Here is a 9,075-nt window from a genome sequence, read left to right as displayed (position 1 = left end):
CTATTGCTTCGCGGCTGGACGTGATGAACCGGCTGGGCCGGGCGATGGCCGACCCGACCCGCTCCCGCATCCTCATGACACTCCTCGAGGGCCCGAGCTACCCGGCGGTACTCGCCCGCGACCTAGGCCTGACCCGGTCGAACGTGTCGAACCACCTCACCTGCCTGCGGGACTGCGGCATCGTCGTGGCCGAGCCCGAGGGGCGCCAGACGCGGTACGAGATCGCCGACCCCCACCTGGGGGCGGCGATGACCGCGCTGGTCGAGGTGACGCTGGCCGTCGATGAGAACGCCCCGTGCGTGGATGCCACCTGCACGGTGCCCGGCTGCTGCCCGAGCGGGACCGTGGCATGAGGGCGACCACCCACACCCCCGTCGAGGAGCTCGAGACCGACGACGAGCACGAGACCCCGTGGTGGGCTGACCGCGCCGTCCTGATCCCCATCGCCTCGGGGGTCGCGTTCGTCGCCGGGCTGGCCTGTGAGTGGTCCGGCGCCCAGAGCGCGGCGCTGGTGCTGTTCTGGGTCGGTCTGCTGCTCGGGGCCTCCACGTTCGTCCCCGGTGCGCTGCGCAAGCTCGCCACGGGCAAGCTCGGCATCGCGCTCCTCATGACGATGAGCGCCACCGGCGCGGTCATCCTCGGCCACGTGGAGGAGGCCGCGGCCCTGGCCTTCCTCTACTCCATCGCCGAGGCCTTGGAGGACCGGGCGATGGACCGGGCGCGTGCCGGGCTGCGCGCGCTGCTCAAGCTCGTGCCCCAGAGCGCCACCGTCCTCACCGACGGCCATAGCGCGAGCGTCCCGGCCCGTGACCTGGCCGAGGGGCAGGTCATGCTGATCAGGCCCGGTGAGCGCATCGCCACCGACGGCATCGTCCGCAGCGGGCACAGCAGCGTGGACACCTCGGCGATCACCGGTGAGTCCATCCCCGTCGAGGTCGGCCCCGGTGATGAGGTGTCTGCCGGGGCGATCAACGCCGCCGGAGCCCTGCAGGTCGAGGCGACCGCGCCCGGCACCGACAACTCCCTGACCACGATCGTGAGCCTGGTCGAACGCGCCCAGGCCGAGAAGGGGCAACGCGCCCGGCTGGCCGACCGCATCGCCCGTCCGCTCGTGCCCGGCGTCCTGGTCCTGGCCGTGCTGGTCGCGCTCATCGGCTCACTCGCCGGTGACCCGCAGACCTGGATCACCCGCGCCCTGGTGGTGCTCGTGGCCGCCTCCCCGTGTGCGCTGGCGATCGCGGTGCCGATCACCGTGGTCTCCGCGGTCGGCTCGGCCAGCAAGTTCGGCGTCATCATCAAGAGCGGTGCCATCTTCGAACGATTCGGGGACATCGGGCACGTCGCCTTCGACAAGACCGGGACCCTGACCCGCAACCAGCCCACCGTCACCGCCGTCGTCCCCGCCGCCGACGTCACCGAGCAACAGGTCCTGGCCTGGGCCGCCGCGCTCGAGCAGCACAGCACCCACCCCCTCGCCACCGCCATCACCCACGCCGCCCCCACAATCCCCGCCGCCCAGGGCACCACCGAGGAAGCCGGCCACGGAATCCACGGCACCGTCGACGGCGCCGTAGTGCTGGTCGGCAGCCCCCGCTGGGTCGACCCCGGCGACCTCACCTACCGGGTCCGTGACCTGGAGGCCCAGGGGATGACGGTCGTCGTCGTCCACCGCGACGGCGCGGTCGCCGGGGCGATCGGGGTGCGTGACGAGCTCCGTCCCGAGGTCCCCGAGGTCATCACGACCCTGGCGGGCCAGGGCATCGACGTCACGATGCTGACCGGAGACAACGAGCGCACCGCCCGCGCCCTCGCGGCCCAGGCCGGCATCAGCGACGTGCGCGCCGAGCTGCGCCCCGAAGGCAAGTCCGCCGCCGTGGGCGAGCTCAGCGTGCGCCGGCCCACCGCGATGATCGGTGACGGCATCAACGACGCCCCCGCCCTGGCCGCGGCCGACGTCGGGATCGCGATGGGAGCCACCGGCTCCGACGCCGCGATCGAGTCCGCCGACATCGCCTTCACCGGCCAGGACCTGCGCCTGCTGCCCCAGGCCATCGCCCACGCCCGACGCGGACGGCGCATCGTCAACCAGAACATCGTCCTGTCACTGCTCATCATCGCCGCGCTGCCACCCCTGGCCATCACCGGCGTCCTGGGCCTGGCCGCCGTCGTACTCATCCACGAAGTCGCCGAGGTCCTGGTCATCCTCAACGGCCTGCGCGCCGCACGCACCCACCAGCCCACGCGCGGACACTGACCCCCGCGGACCAACGCGGCCCCACTGACCCACCGCCGGCGGTCCGGCGCGCCCTGAAAGGCACCGATGGAACTGCTCACCCCGATCCTGCAGGCGATCGGCCTGTTCGTGGCCACGAACATCGACGACATCATCGTCCTGTCCCTCTTCTACGCCCGCGGCAACTTCCGGCTCCTCGAACGCCTCTTCCCCCAGATCCAGCGGGTCCTGAAGATCAACGAACTCGACACCATCACCAACGACGTCATCGAAGCCGCACAGAGCACCCTGGTCATCGGTGTCACCTGACCCCGCCACGAAGCGACCGAAGAACCCCGCCATTCAGCAGACGAAGTCACACGTGAGGGCGAGAAGGGTGGATCCGCGCCCCTCCGATAGTCGTCCAGCCGGGTATACCCACTAGGCGCATGTGTCAGAGCCAGTTGGGTGCTGCTGGACAGAGGTGCCAGGGTGCGATCTTGCTTGACAGGGTTGCCCATCATCGCGCTCGACGGATTCGTCGATCCGGCCTTCTACGAGCAACGCGGGCAAACCAGATGGCCAGCACCGGGCAGTTCCCGTGGCCATCACTGGGCAGTCCTCATGGCCGTCAGCGGGTCATTCCCTGGCCACCTATGGGCAGCTTTTCATGGCCGCTTACAGGCAGGTGCCGGGTGCGTTCCAGGCCGGCGGTGTGGGGGAGGCGCAGTTCCTGAGCCACCTGCTCCAGTCGCTCGAGCCGCTGCCCCAGCAGCTCACGATGCCTGAGGGCATGCCGGTGGGTTACTCGCTGCCGATCCCCGTCGACGCATTGGCCATCGTGACGCCCGTGGAGGAGCGTTACGACGGCACGCTGGTGCCCGTGGTGAAGCGGGCGGGGGTGTGAGATGACTCAGCAAACCAACCAGAACCGTGTCGTCGAGGTCATGGTCCGACCGAGATCGCCGGATGACAGCTACCGACTGGAGCGTGGTGCGGAGGCACGAGGGTGGATGCCAGAAGCGATCGGTCGGGATAGGTACAAACTTGCAATTCCGTTGTACTGCGCTCGGAGGGTATCGGCTCGCGCGTGCCGGGAGGAGCTGGCTGACTTTTCTCAGACGGTTGTTCCCCTGTGGGTCGATGAAATCCGTCTTCGTGACTCGGTGACACGGGACCGACGGCGTGTGGCCCAGGCGCATCCCTCGATGGAGCGTAGGGGCGACGCCCTGTGGCAGTGGCTCCGAGGGGGTGCGCAATGGGAGGTCGCCGTTGAACGGGCGGTGGGGGCGAACCCGAAGGAGCGATTGAAGGACGAGGAAGCACGAGCATCGCGCCTTCTTGCTCGGACGCGGCTCGGAGGCCCGCGACAACTGTGTCCGGTGAGGGCTCGTCTGGCAATGGAGCCGGCTCAGATTCAGGGAGAGAACATGAGCCTGGTGGGCCGGCTGCTGAATTCTTCTAAAGTTTTTCTGCCTGCTCTCCTTGTTTTGGCCTCTGCTGTGTTCGTCGGCTCTCCGACTATTCAGTCTGGATGGATTTTCGCGGCCTATTTGGCCGGGTTGTCACTGGCGGCGTGGCTGGGATGGTGGACGACTGGGTCCCATGCGGGGCATCCACGTCGGTGGCTTGGGCCTGTAGTAGGCATCGGCATGTTCATGTACCTGGCTTGGGTTTGCTCCCTCGCCTGGCAGCAGAGGCCCCCCGCTCCGACGGATGGATGGCTGGTGGCCCTTCTCAGGGCCGGGGTAGCGGTATTGGCTGGGTTCTTGCTGATCCGAGGGTGGAAGCATCTCCACATCCTTAGGCCGGAGGTGAGGAGTCTGTGGTCGTTCGGAGCGATGTCCTTCCTCATCTTTGCATCGGCTGCCTCGGGATCAGTTGCCGTGTGGGCCCTGCTGCGTGCTTTCGACTTGAGGGCCGAGGACCTTCGGGATTGGCAGATGGTGGCGGTCCTCGCGGCTCTCGGTGCTGGACTCTTCGCTCTCACTCTCGTTGTCCTAACTGGAGCGATTCGGGGCTGGGCAGAATATTACCGGCTGTGGTTTTCGAAAGGGGCCGTCTCTGATCTGATGTGGATGGCCACCTGGCCAATGGTTGTCGTTCTTGCTGTTCTCTTTGTTCTCAATTTTGGCGCGCGGCTGCTCAGTGGGATCCCCGTTCAGCTGACGGAAGGGGAGGGGCTGATCTTCGATCTTGGGCTCGTCGACCGAGTTTGTGTGTCTGTCTCGGACGATGATGTTGTGTTGTCCCATAATGAGGGAACGACTCATATTTCTGTAATTCGAGGTAACGAGGACAGGCTCCATGGGTGGCGGGCGGATGGCGTGAATCCAGGCGAGATGCCTGTGAAATTTCCTGGAGGCAAGTTCGTTCCCGTGGCTTCAAGTGACCTTGTAATGGATGCGTCAGGGGCCTGCTCTTACCATCCGTGACCTGGGGTCAATATATTGTTCCTGCCAGAACATGGCATTTTAGTATTGCAACCCGAACGCCATTGAAAAGGAGAAAAACCATGGAGTTCAACCACATCGCCGCCTGGACGTTCGTCAGTGAGACGTCGATCCCGAAGGACGTGGCGCAGATGCTCGTCCCAGGAGAGGAGGCTATCGCCGCCTACAAGACGATCCGCGACCAGGCGATCTTTACCACCAAGCGGCTCATCGTCCGCGATGCGCAGGGTTTGACGGGTAAGAAGGTGGAGGTCTACTCGCTGCCGTACTCGGCCGTGAACATGTGGTCGTCTGAGAACGCTGGCACCTTCGACTTCAACGCGGAGATCCAGCTCTGGACACGCGCCGGCATGGTCAAGATCAACCTGCAGCGCGGCGTCGACGTCCGGAGGCTCGATGCACTGATCGCCCACGCGGTCCTCGGCGGCTGAGGCGGCAGGGGCGCTCCTCAGTACTGGCGAGGCATCTGAAGGCCCGCGTGTGGAGGAGCGCCCCCCAACGCGGACGATGCGATCGATTCGGCGGCGCATGCGAACACCTCGTCCGCCAGGGCCTGGCTGTGGAAGCGGGAGAACATGGCTCGGCCCTTGCGGAGCTGGCCTAGGGCGAGCTCGCGGGCGGCAAGGAGGACGTCAGGGTCCGACAGGACGTCATCGAGGTCGTGCCACCCTGCCAGGTAAGCCGTCTTCACGGGCCCGGCCGTGCGGTAGGCGCCGTCGTCGAACAGGTTCCCAAGTTCGCTGGTGTCGGGCAAAGTCGGTGCCACGTTCAGCACCATCACCTGTTCCCATGCGCCGTTCTCGCTCCGGTCCTCGAACAGGAAGAGCAGCTCCACGTTCTGAATGCTCAGCGTGCACAGGCGGCGGTGGTTCCGCGTCCGGTTGGTGGACGGCCACGCACTGAGTACCCAGCCGCGCCCTTCCGTCTCATGCGGGAACGGGATGACGCTGTACAGGTAGGTCGCGATCGACTTCAGCGCCTCCATGAGTTGCGGGTGCATGCGCATCGGTGTCGGCAGGCGGTCGGGATCCGCAAGGATCCGTGCCCGGGCCAGTTCGATCCGTTCCGGCGCGACGACGACGTCCGCGTCTTGGAAGTCTGCCGAAATCCAGGCCGCCTGCTCCTCCTGGCTCACGATCGCATCCAGGGCGGACTTGCCCAGCGGCTGGGACAGCAATGTGCGGTTCCGAAGCAGGACGCCCTCATTCCGCAGGCCCGTGATGATCTCCTGCTCTACTCGGTCCAGGTCGGCCCGGTCCACGGAGGTGAAGCGCACGGCCACGATGTCCTTGTAGCGACGCCGGTGGGTCGCCAGGCGGCTGATCGGGTGGACGCTCTGGCCCACGTACTCCGAACCGTCCGCGAACTCGAGCACGTAGACGCCCGGTCCGGGGTCGGAACCGAACATCACGGAGGGGGCCAGACCGGCCGGCATGTCCCACCGGCGGAAGATCCGTGAGGAGGAGCGCATCGGCTCATCATGCCGTGGTCTGAGATGATCGGCCGGACGCAAGCGAGGGAGTGGCGATGAGCGCATGGGTGGTCCGCGCGGGACAGCGGGGGGAGAACGAGCACTGGAACATCGAGCACGGGCGCATGAGCGTGGGCTGGCCCGAGGTCGGTGACCTCTCACCCGCCACATCCCGGGAGGACGTCCGCCGTCGCGTGGAGGAGGCCTACCCCGGCGACGGCGCCGCCCGCTGGGCCAACTACACCGGCCAGCTCTGGGCATTCCGGGACTCCATCCGCCAGGGTGACCTCGTCATCCTGCCGCTGAAGACCAAGCCCGGCTACGTGCAGTTCGGACGCGTCACCGGCGCATACGCCCACGACGCGGCCGAGGCTGGCTGGCACCGCAGCCACTCCCTGCTGGTGGACTGGCTGGGGGAGCCGGTCTCCAAGACCGTGGTGGGTCAGGACCTCGTCCACACCCTCAATGGCAGCCTCACCGTGTTCCAACCGAGCCGGAACGACGCCGAACGCCGACTCGAGAGCATCGCTCGTGGAAAGCCCGACCCCGGGTTCACAGAGGGGCTGCCCCGTCCGGTGGCGACCCCCGCCGACCACGCCACCACCGAGGTGACGGACCCCGAGACGGCACCGACCGTCGTCGCCATCCGGGACCGTATCCGCGCCCATGTGGCCGGGGAGTTCCGCGAGCACGAGCTGACCCACCTGGTCTCGGAGATCCTCACGGTGCTCGGCTTCCGGTGTGAAGTCTCGCCACCCGGGCCCGACGGCGGCGTGGACATCATCGCGGGCACCGGACCCCTGGGGCTGGACGCGCCGACGTTGATCGTGGAGGTGAAGTCCGAGCCGACCCCGATCGGTTCCCGGGTGCTGCGGGGGCTGCACTCTGCGATGACACAGCACCGGGCGGATCAGGCACTCCTCGTGGCCTGGGGTGGGGTGACTCGGCCCGCCGAGCTGGAGTTCAAACGAGACCGCACGACCATGCGGATCTGGGACGCCGACGCGCTGCTCGATCAGCTCTTCCTCACCTACGACCGGCTGCCGGCCTCCACGCGGGCGCGGATCCCGCTGCAGCAGGTGTGGGTGCTGGAGGACGAGGGGTGACGGCGCCGGAGGTGCTGGTGGCCGAGGCGCGGGAGGCGCTGCTGAACGGGTCGGTGTTCCGGGCGGAGCGGGCTGAGGCCGCGCCTGGTGGCGTCAAGGCCGTCATAGCGGACGGTGTGGAGTTTCCGAAGGGGCGGGTCTGTATGAGACCCCCGAGGGTGACGCCGTCGTGCAGGCATCGGCGAATGGCCAGCCCTGCCGGCCTGTGCGGGCGGGGAGTATCGGGGCGATCAACTCCCACGGGGCGTCGGAGAGCAGCTGGAACCGGGACACGTCTTCGAGGAGGCCAGCCGACCCCTGGATTCATTGTCAGACACGGCGCAGGCCTCAGTACGCCTTGGCCTCCATCCAGGCGAGCACATCGAAGACGCGGAGGGTGGTCACCTCGGCGGGGAGGGCCGCCGCGCACCGGTAGGACTCGAGGCGCTGCCAAATAGTCCGCTCCTGGGCGGAGAACTCCGCATGGAGCAGTGCCCGGCCCACGTAACCGTCCTTTCGGGTCTCATGGAAGACGGTCCGGCGCAGGTCGGAGTCGATGATCGGGAAGAGACGCGGCCGTTTGCGCGCAAGAAGCTTGGAAGCGATGGTCGGACCCACGTCAGCGAGGCCTTCCAGCGCTTCGTAGAGCGCATACACCGGTGCCATGTCCTTGCCGGACGGGTCCGGGTCGACGTCGATGAAGTCCCGGTCCGGGCCGACGGCCTCCAACAGCCCAGCGAAGCGCTCCCTCTGGGTGATGAGCAGATGCACGACCGCATGGCCTGACGTCGGCGTGTTCAGCAGGGCGGTGGAGGCGACGTCGTCGGCGGTGAACACGTTCGCAGACGCGGCGCGCGTCCCGCTCGGGTCGAACCCGTCCCATTGGCTTCCGATGAACTTCCGGGACTTGAAATAGAGCTGGAGCAGGTCAACGGCGCGCTCCGTTTGATCCGAGGCAGCCGTGCGGGGCAGGTGCAGCTGGGGTGCGGTCATGGCTTCCTCTTCCACTAGAAGGCGTCACGGTGATTGTGGCTGAGGGCTCATCGCAGCGGAAGGGTGATCAGGAGTCCTCGGCAGAATGGGGTCCCATGGAGTCCACCCAGCCCGTCCCCGAGCCCTTCGTCCTCTCCCTCGGTGCGGTCCTCGCCGCCGCAGGCCTCGACCCGCACGACGTCCTGGCCATCCGCCACACCTACAAGGAGTCGGGGCTGCCATCGCGGGCGGCAGCCACTCCGGAGCGCGTGCTCGCCTACACGCGGGAGCAGCACCACGTGGGGAAGTTCCCGAAGGAGCCAGCCCGCCACTGGCTGATCTTCATGGGGGAGGGCGGGCGTCGTTCTCGCCTCACCGCCGTGTACGAGAACCGCGGGGAGGCCGTGGCTGAGCGCACGGAGCGGTACCGGTACTACGACGTTGCGCCGGTGCCGCTGCTGGCCTCCCTCGAGGAGCGCCTGGTGGTGGAGTGGTCCGCGGACCCCGTGAACTGGGCCAAGCGCGGCCCCCTGGCGGCGCGCTTCCCCGTCCTCGAGATCGCCGACCCCACCACCGAGGCGTTCCCCGGCTTCGACCACGTGCTGCTCAGCTACGGGGACCTGCAGTCAATGGTGACCGAGACCCGCTACGCAGGCTGGCGCACCGCCCTGGAGGCCGTACGCGGGATCTACCTGATCGCCGACGAGACCGCGGGCCAGTGCTACGTCGGCAAGGCCGACGGCGAGCGTGGTGTGCTCGGACGGTGGGCGGCCTACGCCCGTGACGGCCTGGCGGGAACGTCGCCCTCCGGGATGCCCTAGAGCTCGACCCCGCCCAACCGGAGCGGTACACGTTCAGCCTGTTGCGCGTGTTCGGCTCTAA

At 67.6% G+C, this 9,075-nt stretch carries 9 protein-coding genes and 3 pseudogenes; 9 read left to right on the top strand and 3 right to left on the bottom strand.

Translation table 11 applies throughout. The features are described from left to right. Window positions 1-2 precede the first annotated feature (2 nt). The 7 genes and pseudogenes from J1M40_RS09395 to J1M40_RS09365 all read left to right on the top strand — a co-directional run bounded on the left by J1M40_RS09395 (window position 3) and on the right by J1M40_RS09365 (window position 5,096). The gene (locus J1M40_RS09395) at window positions 3-353 is read left to right on the top strand and encodes a metalloregulator ArsR/SmtB family transcription factor (RefSeq protein ID WP_206450725.1); all 351 of its coding nucleotides are present in this window, start codon (window positions 3-5) and stop codon (window positions 351-353) included. Next, window positions 350-2,254: a cation-translocating P-type ATPase gene (locus tag J1M40_RS09390; RefSeq protein ID WP_206450724.1), complete on the top strand. Its 1,905-nt coding sequence runs from the start codon at window positions 350-352 to the stop codon at window positions 2,252-2,254. Before J1M40_RS09395 ends, J1M40_RS09390 begins: the two co-directional genes overlap by 4 nt. A gap of 66 nt (window positions 2,255-2,320) precedes the next feature. Then, window positions 2,321-2,416 (top strand): annotated as a pseudogene (locus J1M40_RS09385) (cadmium transporter); the annotation flags it as partial. Then, a pseudogene (locus J1M40_RS09380) lies at window positions 2,411-2,542 on the top strand (ATP-binding protein); the annotation flags it as partial. The pseudogenes J1M40_RS09385 and J1M40_RS09380, both read left to right, overlap by 6 nt. Window positions 2,543-2,882: 340 nt before the next feature. Further along, entirely contained in the window at window positions 2,883-3,119 is a 237-nt protein-coding gene (locus J1M40_RS09375; protein WP_206450723.1) for a hypothetical protein, read from the top strand. Between the two features lie 820 nt (window positions 3,120-3,939). Continuing rightward, on the top strand, window positions 3,940-4,647 hold the full coding sequence (locus J1M40_RS09370) for a hypothetical protein (protein WP_141724161.1): 708 nt from the start codon (window positions 3,940-3,942) through the stop codon (window positions 4,645-4,647). 80 nt (window positions 4,648-4,727) lie between these two features. Then, the gene (locus tag J1M40_RS09365; protein ID WP_020624937.1) at window positions 4,728-5,096 is read left to right on the top strand and encodes a PH domain-containing protein; all 369 of its coding nucleotides are present in this window, start codon (window positions 4,728-4,730) and stop codon (window positions 5,094-5,096) included. A gap of 17 nt (window positions 5,097-5,113) precedes the next feature. On the opposite strand, the gene J1M40_RS09360 is transcribed toward J1M40_RS09365, so the two are convergent. Beyond that, on the bottom strand, window positions 5,114-6,076 hold the full coding sequence (locus J1M40_RS09360) for a GIY-YIG nuclease family protein (RefSeq protein ID WP_144825861.1): 963 nt from the start codon (window positions 6,074-6,076) through the stop codon (window positions 5,114-5,116). A 116-nt stretch (window positions 6,077-6,192) separates the two neighbouring features. Between J1M40_RS09360 and J1M40_RS09355 the strand changes: the two genes are divergently transcribed. Continuing rightward, entirely contained in the window at window positions 6,193-7,242 is a 1,050-nt protein-coding gene (locus J1M40_RS09355; RefSeq protein WP_069941235.1) for a restriction endonuclease, read from the top strand. A gap of 168 nt (window positions 7,243-7,410) precedes the next feature. Here J1M40_RS09355 and J1M40_RS09350 read toward each other — a convergent pair. Further along, window positions 7,411-7,515 (bottom strand): annotated as a pseudogene (locus tag J1M40_RS09350) (IS5/IS1182 family transposase); the annotation flags it as partial. Between the two features lie 54 nt (window positions 7,516-7,569). Continuing rightward, window positions 7,570-8,214: a DUF6308 family protein gene (locus tag J1M40_RS09345; protein WP_043275871.1), complete on the bottom strand. Its 645-nt coding sequence runs from the start codon at window positions 8,212-8,214 to the stop codon at window positions 7,570-7,572. A 95-nt stretch (window positions 8,215-8,309) separates the two neighbouring features. Between J1M40_RS09345 and J1M40_RS09340 the strand changes: the two genes are divergently transcribed. Next, window positions 8,310-9,014: a GIY-YIG nuclease family protein gene (locus J1M40_RS09340; protein WP_241252193.1), complete on the top strand. Its 705-nt coding sequence runs from the start codon at window positions 8,310-8,312 to the stop codon at window positions 9,012-9,014. The last annotated feature ends 61 nt before the right edge of the window (window positions 9,015-9,075 follow it).

The sequence above is a fragment of the Micrococcus sp. KRD026 genome, assembly GCF_017168445.1.
Taxonomy (GTDB): Bacteria; Actinomycetota; Actinomycetes; order Actinomycetales; family Micrococcaceae; genus Micrococcus; species Micrococcus luteus.
This window is presented reverse-complemented; position numbering and strand designations above follow the sequence as displayed.

Coding starts and splice junctions, on each gene's coding strand:
- J1M40_RS09375 (WP_206450723.1), top strand. CDS start 2,883: ATGGCCGCTTACAGGCAGGTGCCGGGTGCGTTCCAGGCCGGCGGTGTG.
- J1M40_RS09390 (WP_206450724.1), top strand. CDS start 350: ATGAGGGCGACCACCCACACCCCCGTCGAGGAGCTCGAGACCGACGAC.
- J1M40_RS09365 (WP_020624937.1), top strand. CDS start 4,728: ATGGAGTTCAACCACATCGCCGCCTGGACGTTCGTCAGTGAGACGTCG.
- J1M40_RS09345 (WP_043275871.1), bottom strand. CDS start 8,214: ATGACCGCACCCCAGCTGCACCTGCCCCGCACGGCTGCCTCGGATCAA.
- J1M40_RS09340 (WP_241252193.1), top strand. CDS start 8,310: ATGGAGTCCACCCAGCCCGTCCCCGAGCCCTTCGTCCTCTCCCTCGGT.
- J1M40_RS09355 (WP_069941235.1), top strand. CDS start 6,193: ATGAGCGCATGGGTGGTCCGCGCGGGACAGCGGGGGGAGAACGAGCAC.